Source organism: Oceanococcus atlanticus (genome assembly GCF_002088235.1).
GTDB lineage: Bacteria > Pseudomonadota > Gammaproteobacteria > Nevskiales > Oceanococcaceae > Oceanococcus > Oceanococcus atlanticus.
This window is the reverse complement of the sequence record NZ_AQQV01000002.1, coordinates 404,960-422,545: the sequence shown is the minus strand read 5'-3', so window position 1 is coordinate 422,545 and position 17,586 is coordinate 404,960. Positions and strand designations below refer to the sequence as shown.

The following is a 17,586-nucleotide window of genomic DNA, read 5'->3' as shown; positions in this document are numbered from 1 at the left end:
ACCTTCATCCAGCGAGATGCAGGTCGGGGTTTTTTAAGGTGCGGGGAGTGGATCAGGAGATAACAATATGGGCAAGACGTGGCGTGTTATCGCACTAGCCATGGCGGGGATGCCGTTCGGTGCAAGTGCAATTGAATTCAATCTGTCGATGTTCGGCGAGACCTTTTCAGGGGTGCTCAACAACACGGCAACTTTTGGTTACAGCTGGCGTATCGAAGAGCCGGAAAAAGACCTCATCGGCAAGCTGAATCTGGACCCCGACCTGTGTTCGGGCGCCTTTCAGTTCTGTCAGGGCCTGCATCGTAGTCAAACACACCCGGCCGAGCGTTTGGCTCAGGCACCGGGGCAGGCTTCGGTCAACCTGGACGACGGTAATCTCAACTACAACAAGTGGGATATCACCCAGGCGCCGCTGAAGATCAGTAACGACCTCAAGATCGAGTGGGGCAATTTCGGGATTTTTGCCCGTGGTATCGGCATCTACGATTACGTCAACTACGATTTCGAGGAATATCACCCGAACCGGGTGACGCCGGAGAACGCCGCCACTACGGGGGTGCGTGACGACCCGCAAACCTCCAACCGCTATTTCTCCCAGGTTCATGGTCCGGGCGCCGTGGTGCGTAACGACCGTGATCAGCGCAGCGCCGAACAGGCTGCATTGCGCTACGACATCCTCGACCTCAATTTCTTCGGTGAAGTTGATCTGCCGGGGCTTAACAACGTTCTGTTCCGTGTGGGCAAGCAGACCGTGAACTGGGGCCAGAGCACGGTCGCAGTGGTCAACAGCGTGAACCAGGCTCAGCCGGTTAACGCCAACAGTCTTTTCCGTCTTGGTTTTGGTTTGCTTGAAGAGCTGTTCGTGCCGGTGGGTATGTTCCGGCTCAGCACCCAGACCCTCGGCGGCATTGATGTCGAAGCTTATTACCAGTACGAGTGGGAGCCGATTGAAATCCCAACGCCAGGGACCTTCATGTCATTTATTGACGTGGGCACCGACAACCTGGTCGACCATGTCAACGCCACTTTCGGTGGCCATGAAGATCCTGAAGGGGCTTCAACCTTCCTCGATAATCCGCTGACGTTGATCACGCCAACCACGCCGACCGCTGAATTGCTCCCGGCCAACAAGGCGCGGGACAGTGGCCAGTATGGTGTGGCACTGAAGAAGTACTTCTACGATCTGAACAACGGTACCGAGTTCGGTCTGTACTTCATGAACTATCACTCCAAGTTGCCGTATGCCAGCGTGTTCGCTGCCAATGCCAGCTGCGCACGTCGTGAAGGCAATGATTTGGGCATTGATGCGCACAACACGCTGACCCTGCTACAGGCCTGCGACAACCTGCCGGTGTCTCGTCCGGAAGCACAACCGGCTCTGTTGGCTCAATTGACCACGCTGGCCCTGCAGAATCCGGGCATTCTGGTTAATGACATTGGTCTGGATTCACTGCTTTCCGCACCAGCCGCATTGGCCAGCCTGCTGGTCTACAACCCGAATCAGCCGTACTCGGATACCTTGGCGCTGGATTCGCTCAAGCTTCAGCTGGAATATCCCGAAGATCTGAAGATGTTCGGCTTCAGCTTCAACACCACGTTTGGTGAGTACTCCTTCCAGGGCGAGATCTCGCACCGTCCGAAGTTGCCGCTGCAGGTTGCACTGGTCGATCTGGTGTTTGCCGGTCTGGCACCGACTCTGACCCGTTGTCATGACGCCAGTCTGGGTTGTGCTGGTACCACGGCGGGGCGTGGCTATGATGCGCAGGGCAACATGATCACCTACGACAGCAGCGACTTCGTCGATGCCGAGGGCAACAATCCGTACCCCGATACGATCAATCTGATCGTTGGTTCACCGCCGGGTTCAGCGCGTTCGTTCCCCAGTTTCATCGAGCCGTACCGCCAGAACACCATCGGCGAAACCGACCCCAACAGCTACATTCAAGGCTGGATCGAGGGCAAGGTTAACCAGTACAACCTGGGTGCAACCCGCGTACTGGGTTCGTCAGAAAACTGGATTGGCGCCGACCAGATCATTTTGCTCTACGAGTTGGCAGCCACGCATGTGTTGAACATGCCGAAGTTCAGTCAGCTACAGATCGAAGGGCCCTACACCGCGGTGACACACGCCAGTGCCGGTGCCGACGGGACTGGTGCTGATGGCTCGCAACTGGCGTGCTCAAGCAACCCGACCTGCAGTTTCGGTGCCGATGGTTTGCGTTTCAACCCGACCCAGGAATCGCGCAGCGCATTCGCTGATGATTTCGCATGGGGTTATCGTGTGGTGGGCCGCATCAGCTATGAATCCGTCCTGCCGGGCATCAGCGTTCAGCCGCTGTTCATCTGGCAGCATGACATCGAAGGCAACTCGCCGGGGCCGGCTGCAAACTTTGTAGAAGGTCGCATGGCGCTCAATCTGTTGCTGGAAACGCGTCATGACCAAGGCTATTCGTTCACGGTTTCGTACAACATGTTCACCGGCGCCGGGCGCCATAACGTGTGGCGTGATCGGGATAATCTTGGCTTCTTCTTCAAGTATCAGTTCTAAGGTGGGCGTTGTGTCGAAAACTCACAACGTGGAGTGGCTTTCATGATGTGGAATCACAAGAGTGTGCGTTCATTCAGTGGCGCGCTGGCATTTCTGCTGGCCTCGGCAAGCATTGCCGAATCGCCGATGAACCCGCAGGATGCCGAGGTCTATCCGATGGCCCGGGACAGCCTGTTGCTGGACGTCACCGACACCGGCAATGGTTTGATTGCGGTGGGCGTGCGCGGGCATATCCTGCGCTCGCAGGATGGTGAGCGTTGGGAGCAGATTGTTGCTCCGGTCAATCGTTTGCTGACGGCCGTCAGTTTCGCTGACGAAAAGCAGGGCTGGGCGGTCGGTCACGATGCGTCCATTCTGCACACCACCGATGGTGGGGCGAGTTGGGAACTGCAGCATTTTGACCCGGACGGTCTGGGGCCTTTGCTTGACGTGTATTTCGAGAACGCCCAGCGTGGCTACGCCATCGGCGCTTTCGGCACATTCCTGGGCACCACGGACGGTGGCAAGACCTGGACAGCGGTTGACGCACCGGCGGTGGCCGATGCGGCCGTGCATCTGTATGCGATCACCAGGGCGCCGAGCGGTCGCTATCTGATGGTTGGTGAGATGGGCAGCATCTTCGCGACCGATGAAGAGGGGCAATGGGTGCAGCTGGATTCACCCTATGACGGCTCGTTCTACGATGTGCAAGCGCTGGGTGAAAAGGGTGTGCTGGCCGTTGGTATGCGTGGCAATGCCTATGTCACCAATGAGCTTGGTGTGGCCGACTGGCGGCGGATCGAGTCGGACACGCTGCTCGGCCTAACCAGCATCACGCCGGTTAGCTCCAAGCGTATGCTGATCACCGGCCTGAACCGCAGCATGTGGGTACTGGATGCTCCGGGGCGAATGACCCAGATCCGCGTATATGACCCGGAATCCTCCAACACCGGCTCGTTGAATGCCGCGGTGGTGCGTGACGGACAGGTCTATCTGGCCGGTGACCGAGGCATCCATGTGATGCCGTTGCCTGCCGAGGATCTTGCCTCGGTCAGTCAGCAGTAGCACCTTGCACGGCCAACCCAGGCGCTGGTCTGGGTTGGCGCCGCCTGCTGTTTCTCCGCTTCAAACTGCGCTAGAGTCCCGTGCTGCACGGCAAAGTGCTATCGCCAGGACTGGTGACGAGGAGACAGCATGTGGAGAACGCTGCCATAGGAAACAGCGTTGAGTCGGGTGGTGCACGCCCGACACTCATTCGGCAGAACCCAATGCGCCCGGAAAGTGAAATTGAACGTTCACGTCTGGGGGTGCCGGACTCTGTCTGCAGTGGGCAGGTCGGGCTGGCGGCATTTCTGGCACCAGCAGGTTATGGCAAGTCCACCGCCATGGCCTTGTGGCAAGATCATCTGCAAGCCAGGGAGCAGGAATGCTGCTGGTTGGCATTGCGCGACAAGCACCGTGATCCCAAAGCCTTGTTGCTGGATTTGTTGCAGGCGCTGCGTGAGCAATTGCCGGCCATCGATTGTTCGCAGACGGAAAGCCACCTGCGGACCGCAACCTCCTATCTGATCGAACCGGTCATGGCCAGTCTGGCCTACGAGATCGAGGCTGTAGGGCGGCGTATTTTCCTTTTCCTGGATGACTTGGAAAATCTCTCGACTGCAGCCGGGCGCAATATTGTCGCGCTGCTCATTGAACATCGGCCCGCCAATCTGACGCTGGTGCTGGGCAGCCGCGACATTCGCCAGTTCGCGTTGTCTCGCTACCGCTTGGCCGGCAAGATTGTGGAGTTCGGAATCAAGGATCTGCAATTCAATGCGGGCGAGATTCGTGAGCTGTTGAGTCAGCGTTTCGACATTGAGTTACCGGATACGGCGCTGCTTGCATTGGCGCGCAAGACCGAAGGTTGGCCTGCTGCACTGAGCCTTTACGCCATGGGCGTGAATGCGCGCGGGCAGACCGGCACGGTCATCGAGGATTTCGTAGGCGCATCCAGTGAACTAACGGATTACCTGGGCGAGGTGTTGTTCACCAGCCTGGATGAGGAGTTGCAGGCTTTTCTTCTGCGCGCTGCCGTGCCCGAACAGTTCAACGCAGACTTACTGCGCCATCTGGTGACGGAGCCCGACGAGGTCGGGCGTATGCTGCAACGAATACTGGATGCCAATCTGTTTCTGCAGCGTGTGGATATCAACACCGGCGAATTCCGTTTTCATGCGTTGTGTGCGGACTTCATGCGGCGGCGTTTGAAGTTGGAGAATCAGACGCTGTATCAAGATCTCATCAGCCGCACGGCCGAGTGGTGTTGGTCGCAAGGGCGTATCCATGAAGCCATCGAATGCGCCCGTCGGGCCGGTGAATGGGACTTCATGGCCCAGCGCATGCTCGAATGTGCCGACGAGGTGGTCCGTAGCAGCGCGGAGTTCGAATCATTTCTGGCCTGGACTCAGGCTTTGCCTGATGAGGTCCTGAATCGCTACCCCGAGTTGTTGCTGCATCAATCCTGGGCCCTGGGGTTCTCGCGCAAGATGCCCGAGGCCGAGGCGGTGTTGTTGCGGCTGCAAACGCTGCTGCCCGACCTGCCTGCGGCTCGCGCGCAAGATCTTGAGCGTCAGCTCAAGATGCACAACTTCGTGATTGCCGCGATCATGGACCGCGCACAGGATCAGATCGACGAGATTCGGCAATGGCTGGATCGCTATCCCGATGCCAGCGATGCAGAGCGTGGGCAAGTGCTGTCGACCTTGTCGCCTGCTGCACGCAACTCGAATTTGCTTGATCAGTCTTTGCCGCCTCTGGAACAGGCCGAGGAACGTTTTCGCCGCTGCGGCGCCGATTACTCGCTGTCCTGGGTGCACAATATCCGGATCGCCGTGCTGATCAAACGTGGTGATTTCGCGGCCGCTCGCCTGGCCGGGCAGCGTGGCCTTGAGGAGATGTCGCAGGCCTTGGGCGAGCATTCGCCGCCCTCCGGCATGAGCAACTGCATGCTGGCCTATCTCGCTTACGAAGCCGGTGACCTGTCGGCGGCGCGCGCCCACATCGACAGCGGCCTGCATGCCATTCTCGACCAGGGCATGGTCGACTCGCTGTATTTTGCCTATTTGACCCAGTCGTATCTGGCCGCAGAGGATGGCAATCTGGAGTTGGCCGTTTCCAGCCTGTCTGACGGCGAGTCGCTGGGTTTGTCGTTCGGCTTGCCTCGTCTGACCACACAGCTGGCCACGCGACGCGTGCTGCGTTATCTGCATGCCGATGATCAGCTGGCCGCAGATGCGGTGATTCAGGCGCGACAGCTGCTGGATTACCCCAAAGATGCGTTTACCCGCGATCGTGACAACTGTGCCGATCTGATCCGAGCTCATCAGGATCTTTTGTGTGGCAAGCATGCGGCGGCGCAGGAGCGCCTCAAGGCCATGTCAAAATGCGCAGCCCAGGACGGGCGGATGCGCATGAAAGCGGAATATGATTTTCTGCTGGCCATCGCCGTGCATGCCGCCGGGGATGCCAACGACGCCGGGCGTCGCTTCCGTCAGTTGCTGGCTGAGGCAGCGGTGCAGCAGCGCTACCGCTTCATGTTGCATGTCGGGGCGCTGGGCCGGGGGCTCATTGCCGAGCAGTTGCAGGTGCGCCAGCAGGCGTGGTCGGCAGGCGTGGAAAAGGACGCCGCCGATGGCATTCTTGGAGAGCTGGCTCAGGTGCTTGGGTTGCTTGATGAGGAGGAGGGCGTGGCCAGTGTGGATACCGCCGTTGAAGCCCTCACACGGCGTGAAATCGATATCCTCAAACGTGCGGCCAGCAGTGGCCTGAACAACAAGAAGCTGGCTCAGGCGCTGTTTGTGTCGGAAGGCACGCTGAAGTGGCACCTGCACAATATTTACAACAAACTCGGCACGCGCAATCGCGCTGGTGCGATCGCTCAGGCGCAACGTCTGGGCCTGCTGCGCTGAGGTTCTCCCCCACGCAAACCAACCTATAGATAGGCGTGACCCAACCGGGGCAATGCTGCAATAGCTTGCAGAATTGTGCTGGAGAGAGAACAAGTGAGCGTGAGCTTAGAACAGACGTACCCGGACTGGGTGCCCAATCAAATCACGTTCCCGAGCGAAGGTAATGTTGCTGATGTCCTGTTACAGGATTGCCGTCGCTACGCGGATCGCACCGCATTCGCCTGTGCCGAGGACACCCTGAGCTACCGTGAGCTTGAGCAGCTTTCGGAACGCCTGGCGGTGTATCTGCTCAGCGAGTGTCGGCTCAACAAGGGCGATCGGGTTGCGGTCATGATGCCCAATCTGATCGCATACCCCATCAGCGTGCTTGGCATCCTGCGGGCCGGTTTGGTGGTGGTGAATGTCAATCCGCTGTACACCGCGCGTGAGCTGAAGCATCAACTGGTGGATTCGGGCGCCAAGGCGATCATCATCGCGCAGCCGTTCTTGGCTGCGCTGGATGAGGCCTTGCCCGACACAGTGGTGGAGAATGTGCTGTTGACGCCAATGGCTGAAACGGTCAAGCCCAGTGGGCTTTATGGCGGTGAGGCACGCATTGCCTTAAACGATGCACTTTCGGTAGAAGGCGACCTGGATGAGGTTGCGGTGGTACCGAATGACGTGGCCTTTTTGCAGTACACCGGAGGCACCACAGGACCGTCCAAGGGGGCGACGCTGTCGCACGGCAACATCATGGCCAATCAGCAACAATTGCTGGGCTGGATTGAGCCGTGCATGGCCGCTTTGCCGGATCAGGATCAGCACGTTGTCATCACGGCTTTGCCGCTGTATCACATCTTCGCGCTAACCGTGAATGCGCTGGCCATGATGCATCACGGTGCATGCAATGTGCTGGTGCCCAATCCGCGCGATCTGCCAGCCCTGGTTGACACCTTTAAGCGCTACCCGGTGAGCATGTTCAGCGCCGTCAATACGCTGTTCAACGGCCTGCTGCACACCCCGGGTTTTGATCAGGTGGATTTCAGCAGGCTGTGCCTGGCCGCAGGTGGCGGGGCGTCGGTGCAGGCGGCGGTGGCGCAACGTTGGCAGGCCGTCACCGGCAAAAGCATTGTTGAGGGATATGGCCTTTCGGAGACCTCTCCATTGGTTACGCTCAATGCGCCGGATGCCGGGAACCACAGTGGTACGGTTGGTTTTGCCATGCCATCCACGGACATTGTGTTGCTGGATGAGCAGGACAACCCGGTGGCCGATGGTGAGCCGGGCGAACTGTGCGTTCGTGGCCCGCAGGTGATGGTGGGTTACTGGAATCGGCCGGATGCCAATGCCGAAGTGTTCACCGATGATGGATATTTTCGGACCGGCGATATCGCGGTGCGCTATGCCAATGGCAGCTACCAGATTGTGGACCGCAAGAAGGACATGATTCTGGTCTCAGGTTTCAATGTGTATCCAGCCGAGATCGAAGCAGTCTGCGCCAGCCATGAAGCTGTGGTTGAGTCTGCCTGCGTGGGGGTGCCGGATGAACGCACGGGGGAAGCCGTCAAGGTTTTCGTGGTGCGCAGCTCGGATGCGCTTAAAGCGGAGCAGTTGATTGCATACTGTCGTGACAATCTGACGCCCTACAAAGTCCCGCGCCAAGTGGAGTTTCTGGCGGAATTGCCGAAAAGCCCGGTGGGGAAAATTCTGCGCCGGGAATTGCGCGGCTTAATCCAGCGCAGCCACCTCGGGCGAACCTTCCACAACGCTTCTCGCCGATTGGCGAGGGGCGTTTTTTTTTGTCTGAAGCGGGCGCAGCAAAAGTCAGATGTTTCGTACATTGCAACGGCCCGTTTTCGGACGAGGCCTGTGACAGCTGTACGACAGTCAAGTGGCGCGGTTTTTTTCATTATGAACACAGGGAGATGGTTGAGTCTGAACAAAAAAATTATTCCTCAGGCTCTTGCGGAAACCAGAAACCGAAAACCAGAGGTGTTCAAAAATGTTGTCCTCGCAAATTGGTTGTCTTCCTGAATCGGAACCCAGTGTGGTTTCCCCTGCGGGTGTGTGCGCGGGAGCGCGATCATGACCGCGCTGCCCGCAGGGCTTCGCTCGGTCAATGCGCAATCCTTGCATGATCACGGTCTGATCGTGCGCGATCCGTCAGCACTGGCGGGTACCTTGCGCTTTGAGCGGCCAGGCTGGGTTTTCGCCCATCGCCTGAAAAATTGCTCGATCGGCGCTTTTACCTTTTTCAACGCGGCTGGCAAAACCAGCGTATACCGCACCCGTCTGGGCCGGTATTCGCAGATCGGCGAGTCGTCGATCATTGGTCCCCCGGAACATCCGATGGACTGGTTCAGCAGCCACCCGTTTGCCTTTACCCGACCCGATGAAGTGCCGGTGATGTATGAGCTCGATGATTTCGCGCGCCTGGCACCGACCGCAGACGCCGGCGAATCGTGGGCCTCACAGCAGGTCAATGACACGGTGGTCGGGCATGAGGCCTATATCGGCGCTGGCGCTTTCATCAAGCGTGGCGTCACCATCGGTGACGGTGCAGTGGTTGGAGCGGGCAGTATCGTGACCCGTGATGTCCCGCCGTTTGCCATTGTTGTCGGCTCGCCGGCCAAGGTCGTGCGCCAGCGTTTCAGTGATGCCATCGTGGAGCGTCTGCTGGCGCTGCAATGGTGGAACTACGATCTGGCGCCATGGCGTGATCAGGTCGATTTTTCAGAGGTCGAGCCGACCCTGGAATTCCTTGAGGACTGTCTGGCCAGCGGTGCCCTGGAACCGTTGGTGCCGGACACCTTCGAATTGCGTGCTCGCGCGGGTGGCTACGATATCCGCCGGCTGGAGCGGCCGCTTTATCACACCCGCCGTATGCCTCACACGCGCTGCGCGTAACCCAGCGCCTCGGCCAAGGCCAGGGTGGCGTCAGCAAAGCCCTGGCCGTCGGCGCGCCATGGCAGCGCAGTGTCCAGCCGTTGTTGTTCTGCCAGGGCCAGCGTGCGGTCTGAAAAGCGCGCCTGGGCTTCGGCATCAAGACCGGCTGGCGCCAGCGTCGGGCCCGGCTGGGCAAACACCCAGTCGCGCGGATCACGCATGGCCTCAAGCACTGCAGGATCATCCTGAATATCGAGCCACTGGCACAGCCGCGCCGCAGCCTCGTGGTTATTGCTTTCGAAGTCTTCACTGCGCAGCTGGGCGGATTGAGCGGCCGGCCACTGGGCGCGCCAGTTCAACAGGTTCTGATTGGCGGCGAACCACGGCAGCTGCGGTTCCACCTGTGGCGGAATGAAACTGTGGTCCTTGTAATCCAGCGGTATGAACACGTGCTCGCGTGACCACTGATGCAACAGCACACCCTGACTCCAGGGATGGCGGGTCAGATGCAGGATCTGCGGTTGCGGGCTGATGGCCTGGATACGCAGGTAGGCGACCGGCCTCAGTGCGGCATCATCGTCGGGGATGACGAGTCGGCGGGGCGCGACGGTCTGGGCAAACAGCTCGATGAGCTGTTTGCAGCTCCACTCTGCGCGCTCGGCCAGCCATGCATTGGCCAGCCGAATCCCCTGATCATCCTGACGCTGATACATCAACCAGGCGACCGCGCGACGCAAGCCCTGGCCGTGGGTGCCCTGACCCAGCTCGAAGACCTTGAGGGCGTCGCCTATGGTGTCGGCCAGCAGCAGATCAAGCTGAGGCAGGGCGTAGAGCTGGGGATGCTGATGCAGACAGCCGGCCACCCAGGCGCTGCCGCTGAAAGGGGCGCCCAGCAACCAGATCGGGGACGTTTCGTTCATGCGTTTTGCTTGCGCCCCAGCCACACTTCGCAGCCGCCGCGCGGATTGGGTTCATAGACCCATTCGCCGTGGCGTTTGACCGCGACTTTGGGGCCGAACGGGTTGGCCGTGGTGATAAACAGGCCGTGTGGGGTCGAAACCAGATTGCGAAAACCCCAGTTGAAATGGTTGCCGAAGCCGTTGCGTGTGACCGGCTCGAAATTGATGCCATCAGCCGAGCGCCAGATCTCGGCGCCGCCATGGTTCTGCACCAGTGCATCCTCGCCCCAATGCTCGATCAGGGTTTGTACATCGGGTGGCCAGCTCGGAATCAGGATGTAGGGCAGCAGATTGGCCCACGAGAAGGTGCCCACGTAGAGCCAGCCATCGTGTACGCACATGCGCCAGATGTAGCCGTTGAAGATGCTGTCGAAGCCGGGGCCGATGCCGGACAACGGATATTTGGGGCCCTGGTCGGTCATGCGTGGCTCACCGACGATCAGATCCCAGCTGTTGTCGGGCCACACGCGGATCAGCTCGGCCGAGGCCGGGCCGATGCCGGCGGCGTAGTGATAACCGCCATTGATGATGCCGCAGCCGGCGTACAGAGCACCGTTGAACTCACACAGGGCCGTGGTGGCTTCGTTGAGCTGGCCGCGACCGGCGCCGCGATCGTAGACCTTCTCCCAGGTGTAGGGCAGGCTGTCGCCCCCACGGGTTTTCCACAATTCGCTGCCGGCACTGGGGTTGACCGTGCCGCCGTAGAGATGGCCGTCGAACTTGGCCATTTCAAACACTGTGGCGTTGTCCAGATTGCCGAAGCCTTCCGGACTGGCCGCCTGCCAGTCGTTGCTGGTCAGATCATGGTTGGCGTAGATGATGGCCTCGGAGCTGAGGTCCTGGGTGAAGCCTTTGGCGGTGCCCGAACCGGTCGGGCTCAAGTGTACCCGGCCGCTGAACTGCTTGAGCGTGCGGCAGGTGCGCACGGCCGGACCGAATGGCGGGCGGGCGATCGGGGCGAAATGGCGGCCGTCTTCGCTGCGCAGGATGTCGGGTGAATGAGCGGTGTGTGGTGACCAGGCCGAGACGTACAGACAAGGATGTGGATCGTTCTCGGTCTGAATGACCGCCATGCCGCGCAGGCCGATGTAGCTGGGCACATCATCGCGTCCGTTACTGCCGTGCACGGTGGGTGAGCGAAACACCATTTGCCAGGTGTCGGTTTCCACCGTGTATTCCCAGATCTGGGCGCGGCGATCAAGGTCATAGATGTCGGCCGGACATTCGATTGGCCAGGGCTGTATGCCTTTGCGCCGGCCCGCCAGGCGCAGGCCGGCCAGATTGCCGCGGGTGGTGCCGACATACAGCTTGTCATTGAACCAGGCCGCGCTGTGCGCGTAGCTGTTCAGACCGTCGCCAAAACCGTTGAGGCAGGTCAGGTCGAAGTCGGCTTCGCCCAGCGGCTGCCCAAGCTTGGGCGCGCTGGTTACGGAATCCACGACCAGATTTCCACCATCACGAAACGGACCAGTGCGCGCGAGAACACGATGAACACCGGTTGCCAGCCGGCACGGATCTTGGCGTTGCCGGTGAGTCCGGGCTTGAGGCGGTCATCGCTTTCATCCAGCGCGACCTGGATGCGTACGATGCGACCGTATTCGCCCTGTTCCGCATTGGGGGCGATGTCGGTCACCTCGCCGCTGAAGCTGGCCCCGGGGTAGGCCCACAGTTTGGCTTTAACCGCAGCGCCGGCGCCGATCACGCCAACCGAAGATTCCGGCAGGTAGACCCGGGCCAGCAAGCCTTCGGTGTCTTCGATGATGGCCACTTCGTCGCCGCGATCGAGGTAATCACCGCGGGCAAAGATCAGGCTGGAGGAGACCACGCGACCATCAATGGTGGCACGCACTTCGGTCATGTCGAGTTCGTTTTCGGCGGCGGCGAGTTCGGCCTGGGCCTGAGCGATATTGGACTTGAGACTGTCTACGCGCTCATCCTCGGCCGGGCTTTCGACCAGCTCCAGGCCGCGGCGCGCTTCCAGGTATTCCTGCTGGGCCACGTCGGCAGAACCGGCAGCCTGTTCATACTCCTGGGCGGTGACACCGCCGCTACGGTAGGCACGCTCAACCCGCTTGAGGCGCGACTTGGCCAGCTTGAGCGCGGCATCGGCGGTTTCCACGCGTTGCTTGGCCAGTTCGATTTCCTCGTTCTTGGCGCCGCGCAGCAGCAGGGCAAGCTCCGATTCCAGACTGGCCAGCTGGGCGCGCGCCGCATCGACCCTCGCCCGAGCCAGGGTGTCGTCCAGGCGCACGATGGTCTGCCCGGCCTCGACCATCTCGCCTTCGCTGACCAGCACGCTGCGGATGTCGCCGGCGGTCAGCGCGCGGACATCCGCCCGTGCTTTGGGCAAAACCTCGACCTCGCCACTGGGTGAATAGGGATAGGGCAGCAAGGCCACCACCAGCAGGATCGCGGCAACGATCCACTGGCCTCGACTGGGGCGCCAGATCTTGCGTGGCGGCTTGTCGATGGTGTTGCTGTCGAGAGAAAGATTTGAATATTGCTTGACCATAAAGTAGCCGAACGCCCCCAGCGTGACTGCAATGCCGGCGCCTTGATGGCGCGCTTCCAAAAAGCTCCCGATCAACCACAGGATGACCGCGAGTAAACCGAATGAGAAGACCATGGAAATGACCCCGTAAACCGCCAGCCAGCGCAATGGCAGGGGGCGATTCTGGGTGTTCCACGGACGCCGCGCACCGATGATGGCGCCCAGCGATTGATATTTCAGGTCGAGTACGCCCAGGTAGTTACACAGCAGGTAGTAGCCGTCCTGGGTGATCAGCGGATTGAGGCGCAGAAGCAGCGAGATCGTTGCCGCTGTCGTCACCACCGTGGCCATGCTGGCGAGCACCGGCGCAGTGCTCGCGCTGAGACCCCACACGAGCACGGCCAGGGCTTGCAGCACCAGCAAACCGACCGGCGTGGCCGCGGTCACGCGCAGCCGCTGGCTGCGCTGCAAATGTCCGACTAGCCGCTCGCCGTGCACGGCCAGACGCGGTATCGGCAGCATTTTGTCGACGATGACATGAACGCTGGGCTGGGTGCCGCCGTAGCGGTAGATGGCGCCCGCCCGCGCGGCCATGGTGGCGACATTGAGAATGCCCACCGCCAGGGTGATCGACAGCACGATGCGCCACGGCGCCTCGGTCAGGATGCTGTGGCCGAGCCAGTCATAGCGGTGCGAAAAGGCAAAGCAAATTGTGGCCGTGGTGATCAGCGCCAGCACTGCGAGTGTCCAGCGGTTGCGCAGCGGCCACACCAGCACCCGGCCAAAGGCAATCAGCAGGTGCAGCAGCGGCGCCGGTAGGGCCATGCCGCGGGTCGGGGCAGCCGACATGTCATGCAAGGACGGCATCACGCCCGGCTGCGCCAGCGAGCCGGGCACCGACGCCGGCGGGTAGGCCAGATCGGAAGGCCAGTCGCGCGCATTGATCGGTGGGCGTCGCAGCGAGCCGCCATCGCGCTGACGGGGCGGCGGAATCGGTTCACGGCGTCCGGCCTTGAGCACCCCGCGCGAGCCCAGTTCGCTGATCCAGTGATTGAGATGCTCGCGGCTGACGCGTCGCTTCAGCTGCGTGGTGACGTGTTGCCAGACCTCGCCAATGCTGCGCGTGCCGTCGAACAGCTGGAGAATTTCCCAGTCCTCGGTCGACACACGAATGCGCGCTTCACCTGCGCTGAGCAGTTGCTGGCCATGCTGCCGCCCATCACTTTGCGCAGTGCACAGCACGAACTCGGATTGAAACACGTCGTGCGCGCCTTACCGGCTGTTCAGCAGGCGATCAAACGGCGCCAATGCGGCGTTGCTGAGCAATCCTGCCGCCGCGCTCAGGCGCAGCGAGGCGAGCATGTACTCGTAACGCGTGCTGGAGAAGCGGCGCTCGGCATCGTAGCGTGCGGCAATCGCACTGAGCGTGTCGTCGTTGGTCCGTGTGCCGGCGCGGTAGCCCGCATCCATGGCTTGTTCGGCAGCACGTGCCGCCTTGACCGCTTTCTGGTAGGCCGGAACCTGTGCGTAGGCGGCGCGCAGGGTGGTGAAAGCCAGCTTGACCTGATGCTCGGCCTCGGCTCGGGCGCTGAGCAAGGCCGCGTTGGCGCGGTCTTCATCGGCGCGGGCTGCGGCCAGGCGCCCCTGACTGGCCAGGCTGGGCAGTGACCAGCTGACGTTCACACCGATGCGGGCTTCGTGTTCGGTGCGCTCGCCGGCTGCGCCGCCATCTGTATCCAGGCGGTGCACGCCGCCGAGCAGACGTACGCTGGGCATCTGCGTGCCGCGTACGCGCTTGGCCCCGAGCTGGCTCAGCTGGGTATCAATCTGGGCCAGCACAACACTCAGGTTCTGGCTGCGCGCATGTTCAACCCATGGTTCGATCGTGGGCGGGTCCGGTTCGCTGATGACCATGCCGGACGGCAGCTTGCGCAGATCACGAAAGCGCTGGCCGGTCACCGCATCGAGCTTGGCAAAGGCCGCTTCGAGCAGGCCTTGATCGCGGATCAAGCCGGCTTCGGCAATGGCCAGACTGGCCTCGGCCGACATCACTTCGGCCTCCAGCTGCAGGCCGGCTTCGGCCAGACCGCGCACCTGATCCAGCTGCTGGGTCAGCTTGGCGATTTCGGCCTCGCGCAGACGCACCGCATCCTCGCCGGCGAGCACACCGAAATAGGCCTGGGCCACGGACAGCACCAGTTCGTCATCGAAATGGGTTAGCTCAAGACGCGCCCGCTCGACATTCAGCGTGGCCATGTCCAGCGAGGCCAGCAGCGCCGGCTCGTAAAGCGGCTGCGACAGCTGAATGGCGAACATGTTGCGATCGTAATCGTCGGAAAAATCGACGTCATTGAGCGCGTAAAAATCGCCTTCAATGTCCTCGTCGCGGTAGTCGTAGCTGCCGTTCAGGCTGATGTCCGGCATCAGATCGCCCAGCGCTGCGCGACGCTGATGATCGCGTACCGTGCTGTTGGCCAGCATCACTTGGCGATCTGGGTTATGCGCCAGGGCGGCGGCAAAAACCTGAATCAGGCCCGCCGGCGGGTTGGCACAGGCGAGGCCGGCCCACAGCACCAGGGGCAGGGCAAACAGGTGCGTCGATCGAATCAGCATGATCGGCAATCAGAGGTTTGAGGCATGCGCAGCAATCTCATCCAGTTGAGTTCGGCGCGTGCAGTTTATTGCAGCTCGGCAGAATCCGGGCCGGGCTGTGTGAGGTTTAGGAGATAATGGCCGCGATCAGGTCTGTCGGTGTATCGGTGAATGCCTACAGATAAAGTCAGAATATTCTGTCGTTGGTGTAGTGAGATATGAACAAGGATCCGAACGTGCAGCCCAGACCGCGCCCCCAGCCACCCGAAAAACCACTGCCGGGTGATTGCTGTGACAGCGGCTGCGTGGACTGCATCTTCGATCAATACAGCGACGCGCTGCGCGCGTACGAGCGGGCCGTGGCGGCCTGGGAGCTGGAGCAGGGTGGTGGCGAACGTTAGCGCGATAGGTTTTGATCAGGTATCAGCAAGGCGAACCATCCAAGCGCTGATGCAAGGCATTCAACACCTCCTCCAACGGTGCTTCTAGCCGCAGGCCGGCGCTGTTGAGGAACGCGGCGATCATGACGTAATGGCCGACCAGCATGGTGATTTCAATGAGCCGCGGTTTGCTGTAGTGCGCACACAGGGCATTCCAGGTTGCATCGCTGATCACATGCTGTTGGCACAGCTCGTCGCAGGCTTGTATGAGCAGTGCGTAGACCGGATTGCGCGTTTTGATGCGTCCGCTGGCACAAAGTATGTCGTCGTCGCTCAGCCCTGCGCGTAGGCCAATCTCGACGTGCTGGCCCCATTCGTAACGACTGCGACAGTTCCATGCGGTGCGCAAGATCAGCATCTCGCGTTGGCGCGGCGGCAGACGGCCATAGGGCATCATGCGTGAGGCGAAGAACAGCCAGGCCCAAAACAGACGTGGGTTGATATGCAGCACGCTGATGACGTCTGGAACGTCGTTGCGGCCAAGTGTGCGTGATAGGCGTGAGACGCCGCGAAAAAGCAGTCCGCGTTGTTTCGCTGGCGGTGCGCTGAGACGTGGTGTGGCGGTTTCGATCCAGCCTTGCGCTGGGGTTAGTGCGGTCATGCGGATGCGACTCCGGCGTTTGCTCGATATTGACTTGGCGTTTGTCCGGTGGCTTGCCGAAACCAGCGGAGAAAAGCCTGGCGTGAAGAAAAACCCAATTTCTGCGCGGTCACGTCGACACTCAGTGCCTGCTGGCACAGGTTGTCATCTGCGAGCTGCAGGCGGACCTGCTCAAGCAGTTCGCGATAGCTGGTGCCTTGTTGTTGCAACTGACGGTGCAGATGGCGACCGCTCAGGCCCAGTTGCAAAGCCACCATTTCCTTGGTCGGCGGGCCGTCCACCAGCATGGCGCGAATCAGTTGGCGTACTTCTTCGCTCAGATCAGTGGCGTTTTGGCGTTGGCGCAGTGCGTTTGCTGCGTGTTGTTCTAGCAGTTCGCGGATGGCGGCGTTGCCGTGGCGCATCCGCACTTTGAGGAGATCGGATGGCACGACGACTGAATTATGTGCCTGATCAAAATGCACGGGCACTCGGAAGAAGGTGAAGTAGCCGCGCGCATGGCCAGCATCGGTGGGGCGTGCATGGACGAAGTTCACCCTGAGCATCAATGGGCGTTGTTCTGGCATCAGGAAGCGCATAATCACGGCTACGCTGCCCAGCACATATTCACGCGCCTGGCGTTTGAAGGCGGGCCCACCCGCGCGGCATTCCCAGCGGAGTTCGATTTGTCCGGGGTGGCGTACGATTTCGAGTTCGCCAATGTTGCTGAGTAAGCCATGAAAGCGCTCGATCATTTTGATGACTGCGCCGAAGTCGCTGCACACCTGGGCAATCTGCCCCAATGGCCCGAGTGTTCCGGGTTGGATGTCGTTTGCCATGTGCAGACCAACCAGTGGAATGTCGTAGCGCGATGTCAGGGTGCCTAGCAGCATTTCGAGGACGTCGACCGGAATCGTGCGGTTGGCGTCCTTGAGTTGATCGGCGCTTAAGCCGGCTTCATGCAGCCACTCATCCATGCTCAGCCCAGCGGCTTGGCCGCGCGCTACAAAATGCTGCAAATGACTGATTGAAATCCAGTTCAGCGCTGGTTTCTTAAGGGGTATCACCACATCACCTCCTTGCGTGTTGGGAGTATGTGTCAATTCAGGCCAGCTGTGGATCGTGGTCCTCAATGGTTACCTGATCTGGCCACTTTCGGGACTGCCGCATACGCCGGTCGCT

12 protein-coding genes are annotated in these 17,586 nt (G+C 60.7%); 6 read left to right on the top strand and 6 right to left on the bottom strand.

Going from position 1 to position 17,586, the window contains the following annotated elements; genetic code table 11:
• Positions 1-67: 67 nt before the first annotated feature.
• The 5 genes from ATO7_RS09175 (at position 68) to ATO7_RS17190 (ending at position 9,363) form a co-directional block, all read left to right on the top strand.
• A complete protein-coding gene (locus ATO7_RS09175; protein ID WP_083561380.1) occupies positions 68-2,548 on the top strand; it encodes a DUF1302 domain-containing protein in 2,481 nt (826 codons plus the stop codon).
• 42 nt (positions 2,549-2,590) lie between these two features.
• A complete protein-coding gene (locus ATO7_RS09170) occupies positions 2,591-3,592 on the top strand; it encodes a WD40/YVTN/BNR-like repeat-containing protein (RefSeq protein WP_083561379.1) in 1,002 nt (333 codons plus the stop codon).
• Positions 3,593-3,795: 203 nt separating this feature from the next.
• Positions 3,796-6,477: a LuxR C-terminal-related transcriptional regulator gene (locus ATO7_RS09165; protein WP_083561378.1), complete on the top strand. Its 2,682-nt coding sequence runs from the start codon at positions 3,796-3,798 to the stop codon at positions 6,475-6,477.
• Between the two features lie 93 nt (positions 6,478-6,570).
• Positions 6,571-8,490, top strand: a complete 1,920-nt coding sequence (locus tag ATO7_RS09160; protein WP_146680252.1) for an AMP-binding protein — start codon at positions 6,571-6,573, stop codon at positions 8,488-8,490.
• 51 nt (positions 8,491-8,541) lie between these two features.
• Positions 8,542-9,363 (top strand): CatB-related O-acetyltransferase, encoded by an 822-nt coding sequence (locus tag ATO7_RS17190; protein WP_083561800.1) that lies wholly within the window; start codon positions 8,542-8,544, stop codon positions 9,361-9,363.
• Here the strand turns inward: ATO7_RS17190 and ATO7_RS09150 are convergent.
• From ATO7_RS09150 to ATO7_RS09135, 4 genes are read right to left on the bottom strand one after another with little or no spacing between them, the layout of a single operon-like run.
• On the bottom strand, positions 9,345-10,262 hold the full coding sequence (locus ATO7_RS09150) for a sulfotransferase (protein WP_083561376.1): 918 nt from the start codon (positions 10,260-10,262) through the stop codon (positions 9,345-9,347). The genes ATO7_RS17190 and ATO7_RS09150 overlap by 19 nt on opposite strands.
• Positions 10,259-11,740, bottom strand: coding sequence for a hypothetical protein (locus ATO7_RS09145; protein ID WP_083561374.1), 1,482 nt, complete (start codon positions 11,738-11,740; stop codon positions 10,259-10,261). Before ATO7_RS09145 ends, ATO7_RS09150 begins: the two co-directional genes overlap by 4 nt.
• Entirely contained in the window at positions 11,728-14,052 is a 2,325-nt protein-coding gene (locus tag ATO7_RS09140) for an HlyD family secretion protein (protein ID WP_083561372.1), read from the bottom strand. The genes ATO7_RS09145 and ATO7_RS09140 overlap by 13 nt, the downstream gene beginning before the upstream one ends.
• 12 nt (positions 14,053-14,064) lie before the next feature.
• Positions 14,065-15,405 carry a TolC family protein gene (locus tag ATO7_RS09135; protein ID WP_083561371.1) on the bottom strand — a complete coding sequence of 447 codons (1,341 nt, stop codon included), beginning with the start codon at positions 15,403-15,405 and terminating at the stop codon, positions 14,065-14,067.
• A 197-nt stretch (positions 15,406-15,602) separates the two neighbouring features.
• On the opposite strand from ATO7_RS09135, the gene ATO7_RS09130 reads away from it, so the two are divergent.
• A complete protein-coding gene (locus ATO7_RS09130; RefSeq protein ID WP_083561369.1) occupies positions 15,603-15,785 on the top strand; it encodes an oxidoreductase-like domain-containing protein in 183 nt (60 codons plus the stop codon).
• 22 nt (positions 15,786-15,807) lie between these two features.
• Here the strand turns inward: ATO7_RS09130 and ATO7_RS09125 are convergent, their stop codons facing one another.
• On the bottom strand, positions 15,808-16,425 hold the full coding sequence (locus ATO7_RS09125; RefSeq protein WP_083561367.1) for a carboxymuconolactone decarboxylase family protein: 618 nt from the start codon (positions 16,423-16,425) through the stop codon (positions 15,808-15,810).
• Positions 16,422-17,474 carry an AraC family transcriptional regulator gene (locus ATO7_RS09120; RefSeq protein ID WP_146680251.1) on the bottom strand — a complete coding sequence of 351 codons (1,053 nt, stop codon included), beginning with the start codon at positions 17,472-17,474 and terminating at the stop codon, positions 16,422-16,424. The genes ATO7_RS09125 and ATO7_RS09120 overlap by 4 nt, the downstream gene beginning before the upstream one ends.
• Between the last annotated feature and the right edge of the window lie 112 nt (positions 17,475-17,586).